At 72.2% G+C, this 20978-nt stretch carries 15 protein-coding genes and 1 pseudogene; 2 read left to right on the top strand and 14 right to left on the bottom strand.

The genetic code is table 11. From position 1 onward, the window contains the following. From MFF22_RS03180 to dgt, 3 genes are read right to left on the bottom strand one after another with little or no spacing between them, the layout of a single operon-like run. The gene (locus MFF22_RS03180) at positions 1-2529 is read right to left on the bottom strand and encodes a tellurite resistance TerB family protein (RefSeq protein ID WP_238231525.1); all 2529 of its coding nucleotides are present in this window, start codon (positions 2527-2529) and stop codon (positions 1-3) included. A gap of 58 nt (positions 2530-2587) precedes the next feature. Continuing rightward, entirely contained in the window at positions 2588-3388 is an 801-nt protein-coding gene (locus MFF22_RS03175; protein ID WP_012752936.1) for a hypothetical protein, read from the bottom strand. Then, on the bottom strand, positions 3381-4826 hold the full coding sequence (gene dgt / locus MFF22_RS03170) for a dGTP triphosphohydrolase (protein ID WP_012752937.1): 1446 nt from the start codon (positions 4824-4826) through the stop codon (positions 3381-3383). The genes MFF22_RS03175 and dgt overlap by 8 nt, the downstream gene beginning before the upstream one ends. Positions 4827-5270: 444 nt before the next feature. On the opposite strand from dgt, the gene MFF22_RS03165 reads away from it, so the two are divergent. Then, positions 5271-5462 (top strand): hypothetical protein, encoded by a 192-nt coding sequence (locus tag MFF22_RS03165; protein WP_009861980.1) that lies wholly within the window; start codon positions 5271-5273, stop codon positions 5460-5462. A gap of 145 nt (positions 5463-5607) precedes the next feature. On the opposite strand, the gene MFF22_RS03160 is transcribed toward MFF22_RS03165, so the two are convergent. From MFF22_RS03160 to MFF22_RS03145, 4 genes are all read right to left on the bottom strand, one after another. Next, entirely contained in the window at positions 5608-6330 is a 723-nt protein-coding gene (locus MFF22_RS03160; protein WP_012752938.1) for a cytochrome c biogenesis CcdA family protein, read from the bottom strand. A gap of 36 nt (positions 6331-6366) precedes the next feature. After that, positions 6367-7437 (bottom strand): L,D-transpeptidase family protein, encoded by a 1071-nt coding sequence (locus MFF22_RS03155; RefSeq protein WP_012752939.1) that lies wholly within the window; start codon positions 7435-7437, stop codon positions 6367-6369. 88 nt (positions 7438-7525) lie between these two features. Then, positions 7526-8038 carry a signal peptidase II gene (gene lspA / locus MFF22_RS03150; protein WP_009864915.1) on the bottom strand — a complete coding sequence of 171 codons (513 nt, stop codon included), beginning with the start codon at positions 8036-8038 and terminating at the stop codon, positions 7526-7528. Then, on the bottom strand, positions 8038-10236 hold the full coding sequence (locus MFF22_RS03145) for a heavy metal translocating P-type ATPase (RefSeq protein ID WP_012752941.1): 2199 nt from the start codon (positions 10234-10236) through the stop codon (positions 8038-8040). Before MFF22_RS03145 ends, lspA begins: the two co-directional genes overlap by 1 nt. A gap of 99 nt (positions 10237-10335) precedes the next feature. Here MFF22_RS03145 and MFF22_RS03140 point away from each other — a divergent pair, with 99 nt between their 5' ends. Continuing rightward, positions 10336-10737 (top strand): MerR family transcriptional regulator, encoded by a 402-nt coding sequence (locus tag MFF22_RS03140; protein ID WP_012752942.1) that lies wholly within the window; start codon positions 10336-10338, stop codon positions 10735-10737. A 995-nt stretch (positions 10738-11732) separates the two neighbouring features. On the opposite strand, the gene MFF22_RS03135 is transcribed toward MFF22_RS03140, so the two are convergent. The 7 genes and pseudogenes from MFF22_RS03135 to MFF22_RS03105 all read right to left on the bottom strand — a co-directional run bounded on the left by MFF22_RS03135 (position 11733) and on the right by MFF22_RS03105 (position 20973). Next, positions 11733-14153, bottom strand: a complete 2421-nt coding sequence (locus MFF22_RS03135) for a heavy metal translocating P-type ATPase (protein ID WP_012752944.1) — start codon at positions 14151-14153, stop codon at positions 11733-11735. Between the two features lie 67 nt (positions 14154-14220). Next, positions 14221-14700, bottom strand: coding sequence for a DUF305 domain-containing protein (locus tag MFF22_RS03130; protein ID WP_009865581.1), 480 nt, complete (start codon positions 14698-14700; stop codon positions 14221-14223). A gap of 55 nt (positions 14701-14755) precedes the next feature. Next, positions 14756-15088: a four-helix bundle copper-binding protein gene (locus tag MFF22_RS03125; RefSeq protein ID WP_009865580.1), complete on the bottom strand. Its 333-nt coding sequence runs from the start codon at positions 15086-15088 to the stop codon at positions 14756-14758. A 179-nt stretch (positions 15089-15267) separates the two neighbouring features. After that, the gene (gene copM, locus MFF22_RS03120) at positions 15268-15666 is read right to left on the bottom strand and encodes a CopM family metallochaperone (protein ID WP_012752945.1); all 399 of its coding nucleotides are present in this window, start codon (positions 15664-15666) and stop codon (positions 15268-15270) included. 25 nt (positions 15667-15691) lie between these two features. After that, positions 15692-16057 (bottom strand): hypothetical protein, encoded by a 366-nt coding sequence (locus tag MFF22_RS03115; protein ID WP_142583006.1) that lies wholly within the window; start codon positions 16055-16057, stop codon positions 15692-15694. Positions 16058-16079: 22 nt separating this feature from the next. Then, the gene (locus tag MFF22_RS03110; protein ID WP_238247524.1) at positions 16080-19229 is read right to left on the bottom strand and encodes an efflux RND transporter permease subunit; all 3150 of its coding nucleotides are present in this window, start codon (positions 19227-19229) and stop codon (positions 16080-16082) included. Positions 19230-19240: 11 nt separating this feature from the next. Beyond that, positions 19241-20973 (bottom strand): annotated as a pseudogene (locus tag MFF22_RS03105) (efflux RND transporter periplasmic adaptor subunit). Positions 20974-20978 lie beyond the last annotated feature (5 nt).

Genomic DNA, 20978 nt, shown 5'->3' with positions numbered 1-20978 from the left:
CTAGGCGGTGGTGCTGGGGAGCAGGTGGAGGCGAAGGTGGGCCGCGATGGTGACCGGGTCGTCGTGCTCGATCAAGGCCTCGTCGAAGCGCTCGAAGCCCCATTCGTTGATGGTCTCAAGCGCCCCGTCGGGAAACAGGCCGTTCGCGCGGGCCGCCCGGTCGAACGCCTCGCGCGGCATCGGGTCCGGGGATGCGGCGACCGCGGCGAGCAGGCCGGCATGGGCCGGATCGAGCCCGGCCGGGCCCGTGTCCGCCGGTGCCGGCGCGGGCGCTTCCGGGGCGACGCCACCCGGCGGCGAAACCGTGCCCGCACCTGACCCGGGCGCCGAGTCCTCGACGAAGATGTCCGAGAGCAGGCTTGCGACCGCCTGCGTCTCGCGGCGAACGCGCTCCAGCCGCGATGCGTCGATGACGACGCGCCCGGAAGCGCGGTCGCCGACGTCCCCGCGCGGTTGGCTCCCGTCGGCGCCCCGCGGCTCCGCCGACGCGGCCGACCCGAGCGGCCCGCGATGCAGGGCGGCGTAGATCCCGTCGGCCGGCAGCGCGAGGAACGCGTGCAACCGTTCGAGGAACCGCACCTCCGCGGGTTTGGCTTGACCGCCGGCCATGACGGCCGCGAGCGCCGCCCGCGCGCAGGCCTGGCGCTCGGACAGGGGGCGGCCCGCCAACCGCCTCAGGATCCCCTGCGGCTTCGGCGGGTTGCGGTGGATCGACAGGGCGTAGGCGGTCAGGCGGGATTTCTCGGCAAGGCTGAGGGTATCGGTGCCCCGGATCGCGGCGAGCATCCCGTCGGCGGCGCCCTGGGACACCGCGCCGTCCGACGCCGCGGCGAGGCATGCGGCCTCGATGACGCCGCGCAGCGCCAGGTACTCGGGGCGTGTCGCGTCGACCGGTGCCCCGGCGGCCCCCTTGAACAGGACGACCGCCGCATCGGCGTCCGAGGCCGAGGCGCCGGCGCGAGGTTCCGGCCCGTAGCGGCGGTCCGGTTCGATGCCGATGCCGACCCGGTCGAGCGCTTGGCAGAGCTGCGTCACGCCGGCCTGCGGCACGCGGCCTTCCTCCGGCAGCGGGATCTCCATCACCTCAAGCAGCCGGCGCAGGGACGTGGCCGGCATGGCCGCTCCGGCGGCGAACAGGGCCTCGCAGCGCTCGCCGACGGCCGTCCACGCGTCGCCTGCGCAGGCCAGGTCCGGCGGCAGGAGCAGGGCCGCCTGCACGCTCCCGCGGGCGTCCGGGCGCCTGCCGACGAAGCGGCTGAACGCATCGAGCTCGTCGGTGCAGGCCTCGACGAGCTCGCGGAGCTTCCTCACGGGGGCGGAGACGGCAGCGATATCGGGCAGGGACCCCGGCGCCTTGAGGTCCACCTGGAACGTCGAACTGGCGGCTCGATAGGACGCCTTGATCCGCGCCTTCGGCGCGCCGACCTTGAGTCCCTTCGGGTATTTGGCCGGGAACCGGAGGCGCCAGAGCGCCGCGAACTCGTCCGGGCATCGCGTCACCGGCGTGCGGAAGCCGCGGTCGGGCAGGCCCGCCAGCCAGAGGAGGGCGTCGTCCGCGTCGAGGGGCTGGCCGTCGGCCAGCTTCCGGCCGAGATGGACCCTGACGGCGAGCGGCAGTTCGTAGCTGTAGAAATTCGGGTCGAGGTTCAGCTCGGGACGCCGCTCCTCCGCCGCGGGCACCAACAGCCGGGCGGCCTCGACGAAGCTCCGCGCATAGGCCTGGAACGAGCTGTTCGCCCCGTAGATCGCGCGCAGGCGCTCGACCTCCGCGACCAGCACGGGCGCGTCGGCCGCGACCCCTTCCTTGAACAGCCGGTATTCCAGACCGTAGAAGTACAGGAAGACGAGCGCGATGCTGGCCGCGGGGTCGGAGCGCCCCCCGGCCAGCCAGTCCAGGTAGGCGCGGCGGCCCGCCGGGTTCAGCCCGTCGTACCGGCACCAGTAGGTCAGGCCGGTCGCCGAGCCCCGCCCCGCCTTCGCCACGGGAAGCGCGGGATCGATCAGGCAGTTCTCCCTGCGCCACGGATCCGACCCGAGCTTCTCGCCGACGTAGATCAGCCCTCCCGTCACCGTCAGGCCCTGGATCTCGACCGGTTCGCCGGGAGGGACCCAGCGCGCCGACCGGCCCCGCTTGCCGCGCCCCTCCGGCGAGGGTTGCGGCACGGGCGCGGGATCGTCGGGTAGGGGCGTGACCGTGAAGGCAGGCTCGACGTGCGCCTCGGAGGCAACCGCCTCGGGGGGCCGTCGACCGAACGTGTCTCGCGGTCCCTCGGGCGGGGCGGGCAGGGGGGTCGCGGGGATGGCGAGGTCAGGCGGGTCAGGCGGAGCATGGATCGTGGACGGCGCGGGGTCGACCGGCGCGCTCGCGGCTTCCGTGGTCGCGCCCGCGCCCGTCGCGCGGTCGCCCGAACGGCGTCCGAGGCTCATCCAGCCGACCAGGAGGACCGTCGCGCCCGTGACGAGGGCCGGCCAGCCCACCTGGACGAACTGCATCGCGGCGGCCGCCAGCGCCACGGCCGATCCGAGCAACAGAAGGCCTTCCCGGGCTCGGCCGGCCCCCGGTTCGCGCCCTGCCATGGACCGCGCCTCACCGCTCGCCACGGCCACCCCTGCGCCCAGCAGGGTCGGCGCGCCAATCCCGTGCCCGAGCCCGGCCCTCGGCAGGGCTGCACCGGCGCTGCGCCACGGGTCCGACAGGCCGGGACGGCGCGCCGGCAAGGTTCGCCGCCGCGGCGAGCCGCGACACGGTATCCGCGTCGAGATGGTGGCCGGGCGCCGTCGCCATCCGGCGCAGGTAGTCGGCCAGCCTCGGGCCGACGGCCTGCCCGGGTTCGAGGAGGATGCGCAGCGCCCGGAGCGCCGTGCCGCGCGGGTTCGGGTCTTCCTCCAGGTTGATGTCGACCGTGCCGTGACCCAGCCAGGCCGCGAACCGCGGGCCGTGGTGAACCCGGTGGCAGCCGCACAGGTACAGCACGGCGTCCCGGTCGAAGAAGGTCGTGTGGACGAGGTCGGCCAGGCGCGTCGCGCGGACGTGGCCGGTGCGCACCGCCCAGGTGGAGGGGAGGGCCCAGACGTCGTAGGAGTGCCGGCGGCCGGCGATCCGGTACCCGCCGAAACGGTTGCGCACGGCGCGGCCGTCGCGCAGCAGCTCCGCCAGGCGCCCCGGCGCGGTGTCCACGACGAGGTCCACGTCCGACCCGAACGCGTCGGCCCCGCCCCAGGCGATGTCGCGGGGCATGCCCCCGAAGATGGCGACCTCGCCGGCCTGGCCCAGGTGGCCGATCAGGTCCGCGATCTCGTCGCCGCCACGGGCCTCGTCCGCGAGGAAGGCCCGCATCCGCCGGCCCAGCTCGGCCCCGTCCCGGGCGCGCCTGCCCGGGTCAGCCATGGTGCCGCCCCAGGTCGTCGCGCAGCGATACCGCGAAGGTATCGGTCATGCCCGAGATCATGTCGGTGATGAGTTGCAACTCCCGGTAGCGCATCGGCATCCGGTTGCCCGGAGCCTCGGCGACCCGCCGGTAGTTCTCCGAGATCCGGGAGTAGACGTAGGCCGGCAGGGCCTCGCGATCCGACCTCAGGTCGTCCGGGTCCTTGCGCTCGACCACGGCCGTCCAGAACATGTCCATGAGCTCGTGGAGCGTGCGGTGGCCGGCGAGCTCGACCTCAAGGACGCTGCGGTGGCGGTAGACGTGGAACTTCGCGAAGCGCTTGAGCGAGGTCCACAGCACGACGGCGTCCGAGGCCGCCATCAACTCCCTGTCGAACGCGCCGGCCATGATGGCGTCCCGGTTGGCGACGAAGGCCCCGACGGCCGCCCGGACCATCGTCCCGATGGCGTCGACGCGGAACATCTGCATCGAGATGTCGTCGAGTTCCCCGGGCGAGAGTCCCTCGTCGCGGAAGTCGGCATGGTAGCGCTCCGCCCGCTCGCAGACCCCGAGGGTGACCTCGTCGTCGCAGGCATCGTGGCGCAGCCACGCCGTCAGCACGTTGAAGTTGATCAGGTTCTTCTTGGCGGCGTCCTCGACGTCCACGACCGAGTAGGCGATGTCGTCGCAAGCCTCCATCACGAAGGTCAGCGGATGCCGCACGCCCTGGCGCAGCCCGGTCTCCGCCCAGACCTCCGCGGCGATGCCGGCCTCGGACTGGAAGAAGTTGAACTTCTTCCGGGCATGGGACGACTTGTCGACCGCGTCCGAGGGCACGGGGTACTTCATCAGGGCCGCCAGGAAGGCGTAGGTCATGTTGAGCCCGAAATCGTCGTTCAGGATCTGCAGCCGGGTCAGCAAGCGGAACGCCTGCGCGTTGCCCTCGAACGCCAGGAAGTCCCGGCGCATCGGCTCGGTCAGGCCCGGCGCGTCGAAGATCGCGAAGGAGCCCGGCTCCTCCGAACGGGGTGTCGCGTGACGCTTCATCCAGGTCTGGATCGCGGTCTCGCCCTGGTGCCCGAAAGGCGGGTTGCCGAGGTCGTGGGCGAGCCCGATGGCCTCCAGCAGGGCCGGCACGTTGCGCAGGGGCTCGACCGACGCCGGGAAGCCGAGCGCCTCGCCGTGGACGAAGGCCAGGGTGGTCCCCATGCTCCGCGCCATGTTCGCCACCTCGTGGCTGTGGGTCAGCCGCGTGCGGACGCTGTCGTTGCGCTCCAGCGGGAAGACCTGCGTCTTGTCCTGGAGGCGCCGCACCGGGGTGGAGAACAGGATGCGGTCGTGATCGCGTTCGTGCTGGGTCCGATCCTCGCCCAGCCTCGGTTCGTGCGCCTTCCCGCCGGGCCTCGGCTTGCGACGCCGGGAATTCAGAAGGGCCGTCCAGTCGAGTTGCTCGCCCATCCTCGGTCCTGTCCCCGCGGCGACGCCGGCTCCGCCGCCTCCCACAACCGCATGACGCATGGTCTACGTTCCGGCTCTCCCGCCCGTCACGTCCGATTCCGGCCGTTGTCCACGGATTCGTTTCCGCATGGTGCCGGCCCGCGTCGCAAGAGGGTAGGGCACCCGGACCGGAAAGGGAACATTGCGGGAACGATGGCGGCGGCGCTGAGGGGCGGCCGGGCAGGCATGCGGCCTCGCACGGATGCCGTCGGCAGCGGTCCCGTACGCCTGACGCGGGCGCCGGCGGCCTCCTCTATGCCCGCCGGATCGCGGGAAGGGCGACGCGTCAGCTTGGCTGAACGGCCCGGCCCCCGTGTCGGTACGGATCAAGCCGGTCGAGAAGTGGCAGGCCTTCCGCCCGGTGGTTGGCGTCGCGGATCGGTGCGCCGTAGGGTCGACGGTGTCATGAAGAACGCTTCGACCGCTGCCTATCCCGACCGGTCCGACATCCTTGCTCGGAAAGCGGAAGGGCGCCGCGAGCTCGCCGCCCTGACCTTCGGCGAGAAGATCGCTCGGATGGAGGCCCTGCGCGACCGCCTCGCGCCGATCCGCGCCGCGCGCGAAGCTCGCTTGAGGCGCGCCTCCCTACGTTCCTGACCCGCCGTCGTTCCGTCCCCGGGTTGGGGACGGCGAGGTCCGGATCCCGCGCCGGCGGCCACGAAGCTGACCCGCTCCGCGCGAACGACGCCCTGCCTCGGCGGCTGCCTCTGCCGCCGCGCGGGCGCCTGCGCGCTCGCCCGGCTCAACCGATCCGCCCGAGCGCGGGGAAGGCCTCCAGGATGAGGGCGGCCACGGCGGTCATGCGGTCGGTGATCATCAGCAGACCCATCGCCACCATGACGCCGCCGCCGACCACCTGAAGGGCACGGCCGAACCAGCGCAGGGTCCGAAGGCGCGCGACGAAGCCGGACAGGAACAGGGCCGCGGCCACGAACGGCACGCCGAGGCCGAGCGAGTAGACGGTGAGCAGGGCGACGCCCTTGCCCGAGGCCGAGGAGGCCGTGACCGCCAGGATGGCGCCGAGGACGGGACCGATGCAGGGGGTCCATCCGAAGGCGAAGGCCGTTCCGAGGAGATAGGCGGCGACCGGCCCTCGCCCCGGCGGATCGCCGTGCCAGCGCAGCTCGCGCTGCAGCCAGGCGGGCCGCAGCAGACCGGCCGTGAACAGGCCGAACAGGATCACGAGGAGGCCCGAGGCGAGGTTCAGCGCCTCGCGATGGGCGAGCAGGGCGAAGCCGAGCGCGCTCGCCCCCGCGCCGAACGCGACGAAGACGGTCGTGAACCCGAGCACGAAGCAGAGGCTCAGGCCGAGCGTGCGCAGGCTGTCGCGCCCGCCGGCAGCCGACTGGCCCGCGACGTAGGACACGTAGCCCGGGACGAGGGGCAGCACGCAGGGCGACAGGAACGACACGGCGCCGGCCGCGAAGGCCGCCACGAAGCCCACGCTTGAGGCGTCGATGGCCATGGTCTCAGGCCCGGCGCAGGGATGAAGGCAGGCTCGTCACTCCCGCCCGTCCCCCGCCGCGGCGAAGGTCTTGCGGGGGCGCTGGCGCTCCGCCTCGGTCCCGCCGGGCCCCGGCGGCTTGCGTGCCGCCGCACCCCGGACCGGCTCGCGCTGTCCGGCAAGGGCAACCGGGCCCGAGGCCGGCATCGCGACCTCGCGCGGCCCTGCGGCCAGGGCCTCGGGGCGGCTCACCTCGCCGAGCCCGTTTCCCATCGCCATCATGGTCTCGCGGAAAGCCCGGTGCTGGCCACCGTCCTCGTACACCAGCCGGACGGCCGGCGTCCCGCTCGCCACGAGGGCGGCGACCTGCCGCTCGTCGTCCGCCTGCTTCCGCGCGACCGCGCCGGCCGTGGCCTCGTCGCCGCCGGCATCGAACACGTAGCGACCGCCCGCGGCGCCGACGACCGGCTCGGCCCACGTCACCTCGAAGCGGTCGGACCCCTCCTTGAGGTTCCTCCAGAACGCGACGTTCGGATCCTGCCGATGCCGGGCCAGGTTCTCCGGGGTCATGCGGAACGGATAGGATTGGAACTGGACGGCACGCTGCCCGCCCGCGAAGGCCTCGCGCACCACGGCATAGAGCTCCGAGATCGCCTCGTCCGTCATCGCGAAGCAGCCCCGCGACGAGCAGGAGCCGTGCACCATCAGGTGCGCGCCCGTGCGTCCCAGGGAGCGGTCGTACTCGTTCGGGTACCCGAGGTCGAACGAGAGATAGAGGCTCGAATTCGGGTTCAGGGACGCGGGCGTGACCGCGTAGAAGCCCTCCGGCGCCTGCCGGTCCCCCTCCCGGGTCTTGGGCCCGAGCTGGCCCGACCAGCGGCACATCGGATAGGTCTTCAGGAGGGCGTACCTGCCGTCCGCGCCGCGCTTCCAGAGCTCGATCTCGGATTCCTTCTTGTAGGCCCGCATCAGGATCGGGTCGGCCGCCGAGACCCCCTTGGTCGACATCAGGGCCAGGGTCGCGGGCGGGATCGGCGCGAGGTGGCGCGTCGAGGCCGCGTACTGGCCGTCCTGGCAGGCGGACAGCGCCAGGAGGAGGGCCAGACCGAGCGTCGTCGTCTTCAGCATGTCGGCCTCGCTGGGGTGGGCGCACGAGCCTGGGCCCGAAGGGTTGATGCCAGGTTGTCGTGGCCGTGGTTCGGCGGAATCGGGCCCCTCATGGGACTGGTTCCCCGGCACCGGGATGGCTCCGTCGCGCGGAAAGGCCTTCGAGGAGCAGCAGGACGACGCCGGCGGAAATCCAGGTGTCGGCCAGGTTGAAGGTGAACCAGCGAATGCCGCCGGTGTGCAGGTCGAGGAAGTCGGTGACGGCGCCGTCGATGAGCCGGTCGAGGAAGTTTCCAGCCGCCCCGCCGGCGATCGCGGCGAGCCCGAGACGTTCGAGCGTGCCCGTCGTAGCCAGCGCCCAGGCAATGACGAGGCAGGTGAGCGTACCCTGGAGGGCGAGGAGCAGCGCGAGGGAGGACGGATCGTGCGCCGCGAACAGGCTGAAGCTGATGCCCCGGTTGAACGACAGGCTCAGGTCGACGAAGGGCACGAAGCCCCGGGGCACGCCCTCGGTCAGCCACGCCTCGGCCACCGCCTTCGCGCCGAGGTCGATGGCCGTGGAGGCGAGGATGACCACGGCCACGGTCGCCATGCGGCCGGCCCAGCCTGACGAAGAGCTCATCAGGCCCTCAGAAGACGCAGCGCGTTGGCCGTCACCAGGACGGTCGCGCCGGTGTCGGCCAGGATGGCGGGCCAGAGGCCGGTGATGCCGGCGATGGTCGTCACCAGGAACACCGCCTTCAGGCCGAGCGCGATGGCGACGTTCTGGCGGATGTTGCCCAGGGTCGCCCGGGACAGCGAGACCAGCGCGGCCACGTCGCCGACGCGGTCGTTCAGCACCGCCGCGTCCGCCGTCTCCAGGGCCGCGTCGGTGCCGCCGCCCATCGCGATGCCGACGCTGGCGGCGGCCAAGGCCGGGGCGTCGTTGATGCCGTCGCCGACCATGGCGACCGGGCCCCTCTCCTTCAGGGCCGCGATCTCGGCGAGCTTGTCCTGGGGCAGGAGCTCGGCCTTCACGTCGAGGCCGAGCTCGGACGCGACCGCCCCGCCCGTGCGGCGGTTGTCGCCGGTCAGCATCACGCTGTGCACGCCGAGCTTCCGCAGGGCCGCGATGCCGGCGGCCGCGTCGGCGCGGGGCTCGTCCCGGACCGCGATGGCGCCCAGGGCCTCGGCGCCGCGGACGACGATGACCACCGTCTTGCCGCCGGCCTCCAGCTCCGCGACGGCGCGGTCCGCCTCGGGGCCGAGCCGCGCGCTCTCGGCGGCGTGGCGCGGGGAGGCGACGAGCACCGTCTGGCCCATCACCGTGGCCTGCACCGCCCTGCCGGGGATGGCGCGGGCGTCCCGCGTCGGCCGCAGCGGCACCCCGTCCGTGTTCGCCCGGTCGAGGATGGCCCGGGCGATGGGGTGGCTGCTTCCGCTCTCGACCGCGGCGGCCAACCCGAGAAGCGACCGCTCCGACGCGTCCGGGGCGAGGGCCAGGATGTCGGTGACCCGCGGCCGCCCCGCCGTCAGCGTCCCGGTCTTGTCGAACGCGACCGTGCGCACCCGCCCGATGACCTCCAGCGCGGCGCCCCCCTTCACGAGCAGCCCGCGCCGCGCTCCGGCGGCCAGCCCGGACGCGATGGCGGCCGGGGTCGAGAGCACCAGCGCGCAGGGGCAGGCGATCAGGAGGAGCGCCAGGCCCCGATAGACCCAGGTGCCCCAGTCGGCGCCGAGCAGCAGCGGCGGCACGATTGCGACCGCGGCGGCGAACGCGAAGGCGATGGGCGTGTAGACCGCGCTGAACCGGTCGATGAAGCGCGCCGTGGGCGACTTCGAGGCCTGCGCCTCCTCGACGAGGTGCAGGATGCGGGCGACCGTGTTGTCGGCCGCCGTCTTGGTGACCCGGACCTGCAGCGCGCCGTCGGCGTTGACGCTGCCCGCGAAGACCGGGTCGCCGACCTCCTTGGGCTTCGGGACCGACTCGCCGGTGATGGGGGACTCGTCGAGGCTCGACGCGCCGTCGGTGATCACGCCGTCGGCGGGCACGCGGTCGCCCGGCCTCACGACGACGACCTGCCCGATGGCCAGCGACGCCGCGGGCACCTCGCGGATGGCGCCGTCGGGCCCGTCGACGAGGCGGGCGGTCTTCGGCACCAGGGCGGCGAGCGCCTTGATCCCGGCGCGCGCCCGGCCCGCCGCCACGACCTCCAGCATCTCGCCGACCGTGAAGAGCAGCACGACGATGGCGGCCTCCTCGGCGGCGTGGATGGCGAGCGCCCCCGCGGTCGCGACCGACATCAGCATCTCGATGGAGAAGGGCGTGCCGGCGAACGCCGCCAGGACCGCCCGGCGGCCGTAATAGGCGAGCCCGACGAGCGCGCCCGGCCAGTAGGCGTACTCGCCCGCCAGGCCCGGCGCGATCCGCTCGACGAGGAAGCCGGCGGCGAACAGGGCGCCGATGAGGATGCCCAGCAGCGCCTTCCGGCTCCGCCAGAGCGGCGGCTCGGGCTCTTCCGCGCTCTCGGCGGGCGGGGCGCCGCCCGAGGCTTGCGCCCTGGCCAGGTCCGCGGCCGTGGGGAGCGGCGCGACGCCGTAGCCCAGGCGCTCGATGCGCCCCTCCAAGTCGGTCCTCGGCGTCGCGGCCTCGTCGAGCGCGAGGTCGAGGATTTGGCTGCCGTAGTTCACGCGCACGTCCGCGACGCCCGGCAGCCGGGAGACGGCGGTCTCGATCTTCCCGGCGCAGGTCGGGCAGTCCATGCCCCTGACCCTGTAGCGCAGGGCCTGCGCGCCGGGGGCGGACGGGGACAGGGTGTCCGCGGGGGCGGCCTGGTTCATGCTGCGCTCCGTTCGTCCGAGCCCTGGACCGGACCGGGACGGGTGCCTACATGCACCCTGTAGTCACTGCAGGGTCAAGCCGTGAGCAAAACCGCGTCCATGACCATCGGCAGGCTCGCGGAGGCAACGCAGACCCGCGTCGAGACGGTGCGGTGGTACGAGAAGGTCGGGTTGCTGCCCCCGCCGGCGCGGTCGAGCGGGAACTACCGGCTCTACGGGCCCGAGCACCTGCGCCGGCTGAGCTTCATCCGGCGGAGCCGCACCCTCGGGTTCACGGTGGAGCAGATCCGGGACTTGTTGGCGCTCTCCGACGACCGGGAGCGCTCGTGCACCGAGGTCGACATCATCGCCCGCGCCCACCTCGCCGACGTGGAGCGCAAGCTGGCCGACCTGGCCCGGCTCGCCGCGGAACTGCGCGAGGTCATCGGCCAGTGCGGCTGCGGGTCGGTCGCGGACTGCCGCATCATCGAGGCCCTCTCGCCGATGGTCGACCCCGCCTGAGGGACGTGCGGCTGGCTCCGCAGGCGACGCAAGGGGCATCAGCTCCCGTCTCTCGAACGGCCCTTGGCCGCGAACCCGCAGCACGCCACGGCGGGGGGGGGGGGGGCGACCGTGGCCATCGCCCGGACGGCGGCCCTGGCGCGACGGTGAGGGCCCGCATCCTCCGCTGCCAGCACAGCCGCGCCTTGTCTCATCACCTCACCTCGCCGACGATGATGCAATGTTCCACCGCGGCGCGCATCGAGATCCCGAACACAACGATCGTCCGGACAACTCACTCAAGCCTGAGCAGTGTATGAGCGAGCACGCAATGCGAGCGTCCGGGATGCCATATAACGGCCGAACATCGATGGAAGGCGCGCACGAACGAACCGGCGCCTGGTCTTCAATTGCGGAACTTCGGGAGGACGCCGCGAACCCCGACAGCGGATAGCTGCCGCGACATGGCGTGGATGATCGACGCGGGTCCGGCCGCGCTGTGGCGAGCTTCCAGCTTCACCTCAAGGCCGCGCAGCCCCACGGCCAACTCAAGTGCTTGCAGCGACCTCGTGATCTCCTCGAACCGCGCTCTCGCGTCGGACCAGCCTTGCGCGAAGCCGAACAGCTCGCGCAGGGCCGGCGCGATCTCCTTGAAGGCTGCCAGCGCCGCGACCAGGGCGTCGAGCGAGAGGCGGCCCTGGACGAAGCCACGCCGCCGGAAGCGTCAGCAGCGAGAGCAGCACGAGGCGCAGCTGGAAGCGCAGCGTCGCCCGCGGGACGTCGCGCTCAAGGCTCCGCCGCTCCGGGCTTCCGGCGCCGCGACGGCGCTGCCGTCCGCGCAGCCAGCGCCAGCCGAGGCGGAGCGCCAGCCTTCCCGTCCAGGCCGGCGCCACGACGAGAACGAGGACCGAGACGAGCTCAATCCACCCAGGGCCGTGGGGCTGATCCAGGCCGGTGACCCGGTGGATCAGGTCGTGGACGACGGGCGCGAACAAGGGGCTCCGAGGTGGGACGCTTCAACCGAGCCGGGTCGCCCGCAGGCGCAGGGCGTTGCCGATCACGCTGACCGAAGACAGCGCCATGGCGGCGGCGGCGATGACGGGCGAGAGCAGGATGCCGAGGAACGGGTAGAGGACGCCCGCCGCCATCGGCACGCCGGCCGCGTTGTAGACGAAGGCGAAGAACAGGTTCTGGCGGATGTTGCCCATCACCGCCTTCGACAGCCGCCGCGCCCGCACGATGCCGAGGAGGTCGCCCTTGAGCAGGGTCAGCCCAGCGCTCTCGATGGCCACGTCGGTGCCGGTGCCCATGGCGATGCCGACGTCGGCGGCGGCGAGCGCGGGAGCGTCGTTGACGCCGTCGCCGGCCATCGCCACGACCTGGCCGGCCGCCTTGTGCCGCTCGACCACGGCGGCCTTCTGGTCGGGCAGCACCTCCGCCTCGACCTCCTCGATCCCGAGGCGGCGCGCCACCGCCTCTGCGGTCGTCCGATTGTCGCCGGTCAGCATCACGACCCGGATGCCCTCGGCCCGGAGCGCGGCGAGCGCCTCGGGCGTCGTGACCTTGACAGGGTCGGCGATCGCGATGACGCCGGCCACGCGCCCGTCGACGGCCGCGAAGATCGCGGTCGCCCCATCTCGCCTCAGGTCGTCCGCCTCGGCCGCGTAAGTCGACACCTCCACCCCCTGCTCGCGCAGGAAGGCGGCGTTGCCGAGCGCCACCCGGCGCCCCTCGACGGTGCCGAGCGCGCCCTTGCCGGTCGGGCTGTCGAAATCCGCCACGGGAGCCAGGCCGATCCCGCGCTCCTCGGCCGCCTTCACGATGGCGAGGGCGAGCGGGTGCTCGCTCGCCCGCTCGACGCTCGCCGAGAGGCGCAGCACGCTGGCCTCGTCGAAGCCGGTCGCCGCCGCCACCCGCGTCACCGCTGGCTTGCCCTCGGTCAGCGTGCCGGTCTTGTCGACCACCAGCGTGGTGACCTTCTCCATGCGCTCCAGCGCCTCGGCGTTCTTGACGAGCACCCCGGCCCCGGCGCCGCGGCCAACGCCGACCATGATCGACATCGGCGTGGCGAGGCCGAGCGCGCAGGGGCAGGCGATGATGAGCACTGCGACAGCCGCCAGCAGCGCGAAGGTGAAGCGCGGCTCCGGCCCGAACGCCATCCAGGCGATGAAGGCCAGCGCCGCCACGCCGATGACCGCCGGCACGAACCAGCCGGCGACCTGGTCGGCGAGACGCTGGATAGGCGCGCGAGAGCGCTGGGCCTCGGCCACCATCTGGACGATGCGGGCCAGCATGGTGTCGCGCCCGACCTTGGTCGCCTCGATGACGAGGGCGCCGGACTGATTGAGGCTGCCGCCGATGACGGAGGTGCCGACCTCCTTGGTGACGGGCATCGATTCCCCGGTCACGAGGCTCTCGTCGACGGAGCTGCGGCCCTCCACGACGGCACCGTCGACCGGCACCTTTTCGCCGGGGCGGACGCGAAGGCGGTCGCCAACGCCGATGGCGTCAAGTTGCACCTCCTCGTCCGTCCCGTCGGGCCGGATGCGGCGGGCCGTCTTCGGCGCGAGGTCGAGCAGCGCGCGGAGCGCCCCGCCCGTGCTCTCGCGGGCCCGGAGCTCCAGGACCTGCCCGAGGAGCACCAGCACCGTGATGACCGCGGCCGCCTCGAAGTAGGCCGGCACCGCCCCGCCGTGACCGCGCAGCGCCTGCGGGAAGAGTCCGGGCGCAACGGTGGCGACGACGCTGTAGGCCCAGGCCACCCCGGTGCCCATCGCGATCAGGGTGAACATGTTGAGGTTGCGGCTGCGCACCGACGCCCAGGCGCGCACGAAGAACGGCCAGCCTCCCCAGAGCACGACCGGGGTCGCGAGGACGAACTGGACCCAGTTCGAATTCTGCTGGCCGAGGAGGTCGAGCAGGCCAGTCAGGTGGCCGCCCATCTCCAGCGCGAACACCGGCAGGGTCAGCGTGAGCCCGATCCAGAACCGCCGGGTCATGTCGACGAGTTCCTCGCTCGGACCCTTGTCGGCGCCGACCAGCACCGGCTCCAAGGCCATGCCGCAGATCGGACACGCCCCTGGGCCGAGCTGCCGGATCTCGGGGTGCATCGGGCAGGTGTAGATCGTGCCCTCGGGCACCGGGTCGGCCTTCTTCGCGGCCCGGCCGGGGTCGACGTAGCGGACCGGGTCGGCCTCGAACTTGGTCCGGCAGCCGTTCGAGCAGAAGTAGTAGGGGTGCCCGTCGTGCTCGGCCCGGTGCTTCGTCGCATGCGGGTCGACCATCATCCCGCAGACCGGGTCCTTCACGCGGAAGGCGCCGTCCTCGCTCTCCGTGACGCCGGCATGGTGGCCGTGGTCGTGGCCGTGTGCGTGCCCGTGCTCGGCATGGCCGTGGCCTCCTGGGGCAGGATCGTGTCCCTGTGGCGCGTCGCTCATGACCGCTCCTTCCGCATGGCCGAGCGGGCGCCGCCGGGCCGCAAGCGACCCGACGACAGCCGGCGGCTTACTGGTTGCCTTCCGTCTTGGCGTTCTTGTCGAGCCAGGCGACGAGCTCCTTGATGCTCTTCTCCTGCTCCTCGATTGTCTTTTCGGCGAGGCGCTTGCTCTCGGCGTTGTCGGCGCCCTTCAGCCCGGCGCGGGCCATGTCGATGGCGCCTTGGTGGTGCGGGATCATCGCGCAGATCCAGGCGACGTCGGGGTCGCCCGCCATCATCCCCTGCATCATCGGGCCGTTCATCGACATCATGGCCTGCTGGAGACCCTTCTGGGTCTCGGTCATCTGGCCGCCCATGCCCTGCATGGCCTGGGACATGTGCCCCTGCATGTCCTTCATCATGGCGTCCTTGCCGGCGGTGGCCGCCTTGCAGGCCTCCGGCAGCTTCACGGCGGACTGCATCGAGCCATGGTCGTGGTCGGCCGCGAGAGCCATCCCGGCGCCCGGGAGCGCCAGGGCCGCGGCGAGAATCAGGGTACGAACAAGCATGATTGCCTTCTCTCGTTGGGGGTGAGGAGCGGCCCGGTCGGCCGCCCCGGATCCATCAGGCGGCCATCTTCCGGCAGCTCTCGGCGCAGCGGCGGCACTGCTCGACGCATTGCTGCATGTCGCCGACCTGCTCGCAGCTGCGGGCGCAGTCCTCGCAGACGTCGGCGCACTCGGCGCAGGTATGCTTGTGGTGTGCGGTCCCCAACAGCATGAAGTGCGCCGAGGTCCGGCAGATTTCGGCGCAGGCGAGCATCAGCCGGAAGTGTTCGGGCTCGACGTGCTTGCCGCCGGCCGGGAGGCAGTGGTTCGAGGCCATGCTGAGGCAGGTCTGGTAGCAGCGTAGGCACTCGTCGATGCAGGACTGCATCTCGCTCGACATCTGGTGCATTCAGGTTCTCCGTCTATCCATCGCAAGGTTTGCGGCACGACTGGAATGCTGACTCAGTATCAGATAAGTCAGACCGTCATTACCCTAATATAGAACTCACGGGATACAGATGCGTTCTGAAATAAATACTCTGAAGCATCACGTATTCGGGAGGGCCGCCTGCGCGCGGACGCGACCGCTCAGTTGGTGCCGCGCTTCCTGAGGAAGGCCTCCATCTGGGCGATCTCAACGTCCTGAGCCTTGATGATCTCCTCAGCCAGCTTCCGGATCTCGGGGTCCTTGGAATGCTGGAGGGCGACCTTGGCCATCCCGACGGCGCCCTTGTGGTGGGGAATCATGCCGCGCACGAAATCGACGTCGACGTCGTTCGAGTAGCGGATGTCCATGTTCCGGTGCATCTCGGCATCGACGTCCCGGAACGCCTTCGTGGCCGGCGTGTCCGCTTTGTCCGCGGCAGCCATGGCGGCGTGGTCGTGACCGCCATGGCTGGCATGGTCGTGGGCCTCGTGCGCTAAGGCGATGCCCGAGAGGCCGAGGGCCAGGGCTCCGGCGGCGAGGGTCGAGGTCAGGGTCTTCATCGAGGAGGCTTCCTGGTGCGAGGGGTCAGTTGAACTTGCCGCTGGCGGTCGCGCCGTCGGGACCAGTGAGTTGCACGGCCCCCTTGGGGCTTTCGCCGAGGGCGACCGCGGCCCTGCCGGACAGGCGGTTGCCGTCGGCGGGCTCCAGGGGGACGCGGGTCGGCTTGCCGCCGACGACGAGGATGGCCGTGCCCTTGAAGCCGGAGGTCGGGACCGGCTTCTGGCCCTCGTCCAACAGGAACACGTCGACGGTCTCGCCTTTGGTGACGAGCTCGACGTGGAACTTGCCCGCGTCCGCCACCCGGCCGCCGTGCTGGCCGGTGGTCTCGTGGGCGTAGGCGGCGGTCGCGGCGAGCAGGCCGGCGGCCAGGGTCACTCTCGAAAGGATCATGGGGAACTCCTCGGTTGCGGGGTCAGTAGGCCTCGGCCGGCCGCGGGGGCGCGCCGTCCGGGGATGGGTAGGCCGGCGCCTCGGCGTGCAGCGCACGCAGCCGCTCAAGCGGCCTGCGGCCGAAGCGCAGGAACAGGACGGGGGTCAGGAAGGTGTCGAGCAACGTCGCGCTGATCAGGCCGCCGAAGATCGTCACCGCGACCGGGTGCAGGATCTCCTTGCCCGGGCTCGCCGCGTCGTAGAGCAGCGGCAACAGCGCCACGCCGGCCGAGAGCGCCGTCATCAGCACCGGGGTCAGCCGTTCCAGACTGCCGCGCACGACGAGTTCGGGCCCGAACGGCACGCCCTCGTGCAGCGACAGGTTCAGGTAGTGGCTGATCTTGAGGATGCCGTTGCGGGCCGCGATGCCGGTCAGCGTGATGAAGCCGATCATCGACGCGACCGAGAGCGGCTGCCCGACCAGCCACAGGGCCGCCACCGAGCCGATCAGGGCGAGCGGCACGTTGCCCATGATGATGAGCGCCAGCGCGGCCGAGCGGTAGCGGCTGTAGAGGATGGCGAAGACCAGCGCCAAGGACAGGCCGGAGAGCGCCGCGATGGTCCGGCTCGCCTCCTCCTGCGCCTGGAAGGTGCCCTCCAGGCTGGTGAAGAAGCCGGGCGGCATCGGCTCCTGGGCCACCGCCTCGCGGATCGCCGCCACGATCGTGGCCATGTCGCTCTCGGCCGTGGTGTTGGCCTGGACCACGATGCGGCGGCGGGCGTTCTCGCGCAGGATCTGGTTCGGCCCGTCCGTCTCGCGGATGTCCGCGACCTGGCGCGCCGGCACCCAGCCCGAGGGCGTCTCCAGCAGCAGGTCACCGAGGCCAGCCGTCGTCCGCCGGTTCTCCGACAGGCGCAGCACCACGTCGAAGCGGCGCACGCCGTCGACGACCGTCGAGACCACCCGCCCGTTCGAGAGGCGGCTGATCTGCTCGACGACCGCGGCGGGCTGGACCCCGTAGAGGGCCGCCCGGGTGTAGTCGACGCGCACCTCCAGCTGCGGGATGCGGACCTGCCGCTCGACCTGCAGGTCGGCGAGCCCCGGGATCTTGGCGAGGCGGTCCCTCAGGCCGTTCGCCACCCGGCGCAGGGCGTCGAGGTCGTCGCCGAACACCTTGAGCGCGATCTCAGCGCGGACGCCCGAGAGCATGTGGTCGAGCCGGTGCGAGATCGGCTGGCCGACGTTGACCGCCACCAGCAGGGCACCGAGGCGCCCGCGGATGTCGGCGACGAGCGCCTGCTTCGGACGCTTCAGCCCATCGTCCAGGGCGACGTCGATCTCGGAGGAATGCACCCCCTCGGCGTGTTCGTCGAGCTCGGCCCGGCCGGTCCGGCGGCCGACCGCCTTCACGCCCGGAATCTCCAGGAGCAGTTTTTCCGCGATCAGCCCGACCCGGTTGCTCTCGGCGAGCGAGATGCCCGGGTTGAAGGTCATGCTGACCGTGAACGAGCCCTCGTTGAACGGCGGCAGGAAGGCGCGCGGCAAGTTCCAGGCGGCGATGCCGGCGGCGGCCACCGCGGCCGCGACGGTGCCGACCAGCAGGCCCTTATGCCGGAAAGCCACCCGCAGCAGGGCGGCGTTGCCGCGCTTGAGCAGCTTCAGCAAGCGGCTGTCGTGCTCCTCCAGGTTCCGGAGCCCCGGCAGCAGCCAGGACGCCAGCACGGGCGTCAGGGTGATGGAGGTGAGCAGGCTCGCCAGGATGGAGATGATGTAGGCCTGCCCCAGGGGCGCGAAGAGCCGGCCCTCGATGCCTGAGAGCGCGAACAGCGGCACGAAGACCAGGATGATGATCAGCGTCGCGTAGACGATGCCGGAGCGGACCTCGTTCGAGGCCGAGACCACCACCTCGAAGGTGCTCCTAGGGTTGCCCGCCTTCCGATTCTCGCCGAGCCGTCGGTAGATGTTCTCGACGTCGACCACCGCGTCGTCGACGAGCTCGCCGATGGCGATGGCGAGCCCCCCGAGCGTCATCGTGTTGATGGACAGGCCGAACAGGTGGAACACCAGAGCGGTCGTCAGCACCGAAACCGGGATGGCCAGCAGCGAGATCGCGGTGGTGCGCACGTTCAAGAGGAAGGCGAACAGCACCAGGGCCACCACCAGCACGGCCTCGACGAGGACGCGCTCGACGTTGCGGATCGAAGTCTCGATGAAGTCGGCCTGCCGGAACAAGACCTGGTCGGCCTTGATGCCGCCGGGCAGGGTCGGGTTGAGTTCCTTCAGGGCGGTCTCGATGCTGCGGGTCAGCCGCACCGTGTCGACGTCGGGCTGCTTCTCGACCGAGACGATGACCGCGGGCTTGGCCATGTAGCCGGCATCGCCCCGCTTCACCTTCGCGGCGAAGGACACCTCGGCGAGTTGGCGCAGGTAGACCGGGGCGTCGGCGACCGTGGCGACCACGAGGTTGCGCAGGTCGTCGAGGCTCATGGTCCGGCCGATGTTCCGGATCAGGTACTCGCGGGCGTTCTGGTCGGTGAAGCCGCCGCCGGCGTTGGTGCCGAACTGCGCGAGCGCCGTCTCCAGCTGGGCGTTCGTCACCCCGAGCGCGCGCATCGCCGCCGGGTTTGGGCTGACCCGGAACTGGCGCACCTCGCCCCCGATGGGGATGACCTGCGCCACGCCCGGGATGGTCAGCAGCCGGGGCCGGATGGTGAAGTCGGCGACCTCGCGCACCTGCATCGGGGTCGCGGTCTCGCCCGTCACCGCCACCAGCAGGATCTGGCCCATGATGGACGAGATCGGCCCCATGACCGGGGTCACGCCGCGGGGCAGCTGGTCCTGCACCAGCGACAGCCGCTCGGCAACCTGCTGGCGATTGCGGTAGATGTCGGTGCCCCAGTCGAACTCGACGTAGGTGATCGAGAGCCCGACCCCCGAGACCGAGCGCACGCGGGTGACACCCGGCAACCCGTTCATCCGGGTCTCGATGGGATAGGTGACGAGCTGCTCGACCTCCTGAGGCGCGTACCCTTCCGCCTCGGTCATGACGGTGACGGTGGGCTTGTTGAGGTCCGGGAAGACGTCGACCGGCAGCTTGGTGGCGGTGAAGGCGCCGTACAGCACCAGCACCGCGGCGAGCGCGAGGACGAGCAGGCGGTTGCGGACCGACTGGCTGACGAGGACGGTGAACATGGCCGGCCTCCTCAGCGGACCTGGTCGAGGAGCTCGGCGCCCTGGGTCACCACCCGCTTGCCGGGTCCGATCCCCTCGGCCACCAGCAGGCGGGCGCCGTCGAGCGGCTCGACCCGCACGGGCCGCGCCTCGAAGCGCTCGGCGGTGGTGTGCTCGTAGACGACGTCCTGCCCGTTGCCGGTGCGCACCACGGCCGAGCGCGGCAGCGCCAGGCCGGCCTGCTCGGTCTCGGTCCCGGCCAGCACCGTGACGAACTGCCCGACGCGCAGGCCGGCGGCGTCGCCGAGGACCGCGAACTGCACCGGGATAGCCTGGTTGCGGTCGGCGAGCCCCGTGCCCTGGTAGGCGAGCTTGAGGGTCCGGCCATCCGCGAGCCGGGCGGTGGCGTTCTGCGCCGCGGTCAGCGCGTCGAAGCTGAGGGCCTCGACCCAGAGGCGGTTCGGGTCGACGATCTGGAACACCATCGCGCCGGGCGCGGCCATCTGCCCGGCCACGGCCGCGGCCTGCGCCACCACGCCGTCGACGGGCGCCACCAAGGTTTCGGGCTGCTGCCGGATCTTGTCGAGGGCGGCGCGGCGGTCGTGCAGGCCGTTCAGCTCCGCGACCGCGTCGTCGAGCTGGGTCTGGGCCACGGCGCCGGTGGTGGCGAGTTTTTTATAGCGCTCGACCCGGCGCTCGACGATGGCGACCTGCTGGTCGAGCTCGCCCTGCCGCTGGCGCATGTCGGAGACGTCGACGGCCTGGACCGGCGGCGTCACGGTCGCGAGCACGTCGCCCCTGCGCACCTTGGTGCCGAGGCGTGGGAAGAGGCCGGAGGGCGGTGGCGCGAGCCGGCCACCGACCGAGGACTGCACCACGCCGCTGGCGTTCGGGTCCGGGATGATGCGGCCCGGCAGCTCGACCGAGCGGTGGAAGCTGCCCTGCTCGGTCATGGTCGTTCGCAGGACGAGGAGCCGTTGCGTGGGCTTGGGCACGAACACGGAGCCGTCGGGCAGGCGCTGGGCGAGGTCAGCCGAGCCGGGGGCCCGCGCCTCGATCAGGGCGGCCCCCCGCATCGGCTCGCCGTGGTCCTCGTCGCCGTGCGCGAAGGCGGCGGTGCCGAGGATGAGGGTGATGCCGATGGCGAGCAGCGCCAGGGCGGGGGCGCCTCGGCGCCCGCGAACGACCGCGGTGACGAGCATGCCGAGCAGGAACGCGACGGCGACCGCCGCCACCAGCGTCGGGTCCTTGGCCGTCAGGCGCTCCCGGAGGCCGTGGGCGAACTCGGAGGCGCGTCCAAAGGCCGCTTGCGTCGGCGTCGGCTTGGCGGCCGCTGCGGCTGCCTGCGCGGCGGGATCGGGCACGGTGACCGCCACGGTCAACACGTCGACCGCATCCCCGGCCGTGACGGTCGCCACGAGCTCGTGCCGGCCGGGCTTCGCCAGCCAGGGCACCGGCAGCGCGTAGCCGCCCTCGGGCGTGGCCGCGGCGATCTTGGCCCCCTCCGGCGTCTCGACCTCGATGGTCGCGCCGGGCACCGGCTCGTTCGTCCGGAAGCGGTCGAGGAACAGCGTCAGGGTGCCGTCGCGCGGGATGGCGACGAGCTCGAAGGCGTCGGACAGCGCCTCGCCGCGCGGCGCGATGGTCTTGGTGACGGGCGGCGGCGCGGCGCCGTGGTCATGCCCTCGTGGGCGAGCGCGGGCCCCGCCAGGACGGCGGCAAGCAGCGCCACCGCCCCGGGGGCGGCGGCAAGACGGGTCGACATGAATG

Source organism: Methylobacterium persicinum (assembly GCF_022179525.1).
Taxonomy (GTDB): Bacteria; Pseudomonadota; Alphaproteobacteria; order Rhizobiales; family Beijerinckiaceae; genus Methylobacterium; species Methylobacterium persicinum.
This window is presented reverse-complemented; position numbering and strand designations above follow the sequence as displayed.

Bases quoted from the DNA above. Each gene is read 5' to 3' on its own strand.
- MFF22_RS03175 (WP_012752936.1), bottom strand. From the start codon at position 3,388: ATGGCTGACCCGGGCAGGCGCGCCCGGGACGGGGCCGAGCTGGGCCGG.
- dgt (WP_012752937.1), bottom strand. From the start codon at position 4,826: ATGGGCGAGCAACTCGACTGGACGGCCCTTCTGAATTCCCGGCGTCGC.
- MFF22_RS03165 (WP_009861980.1), top strand. From the start codon at position 5,271: ATGAAGAACGCTTCGACCGCTGCCTATCCCGACCGGTCCGACATCCTT.
- MFF22_RS03160 (WP_012752938.1), bottom strand. From the start codon at position 6,330: ATGGCCATCGACGCCTCAAGCGTGGGCTTCGTGGCGGCCTTCGCGGCC.
- MFF22_RS03155 (WP_012752939.1), bottom strand. From the start codon at position 7,437: ATGCTGAAGACGACGACGCTCGGTCTGGCCCTCCTCCTGGCGCTGTCC.
- lspA (WP_009864915.1), bottom strand. From the start codon at position 8,038: ATGAGCTCTTCGTCAGGCTGGGCCGGCCGCATGGCGACCGTGGCCGTG.
- MFF22_RS03145 (WP_012752941.1), bottom strand. From the start codon at position 10,236: ATGAACCAGGCCGCCCCCGCGGACACCCTGTCCCCGTCCGCCCCCGGC.
- MFF22_RS03140 (WP_012752942.1), top strand. From the start codon at position 10,336: ATGACCATCGGCAGGCTCGCGGAGGCAACGCAGACCCGCGTCGAGACG.
- MFF22_RS03135 (WP_012752944.1), bottom strand. From the start codon at position 14,153: ATGAGCGACGCGCCACAGGGACACGATCCTGCCCCAGGAGGCCACGGC.
- MFF22_RS03130 (WP_009865581.1), bottom strand. From the start codon at position 14,700: ATGCTTGTTCGTACCCTGATTCTCGCCGCGGCCCTGGCGCTCCCGGGC.
- MFF22_RS03125 (WP_009865580.1), bottom strand. From the start codon at position 15,088: ATGCACCAGATGTCGAGCGAGATGCAGTCCTGCATCGACGAGTGCCTA.
- copM (WP_012752945.1), bottom strand. From the start codon at position 15,666: ATGAAGACCCTGACCTCGACCCTCGCCGCCGGAGCCCTGGCCCTCGGC.
- MFF22_RS03115 (WP_142583006.1), bottom strand. From the start codon at position 16,057: ATGATCCTTTCGAGAGTGACCCTGGCCGCCGGCCTGCTCGCCGCGACC.
- MFF22_RS03110 (WP_238247524.1), bottom strand. From the start codon at position 19,229: ATGTTCACCGTCCTCGTCAGCCAGTCGGTCCGCAACCGCCTGCTCGTC.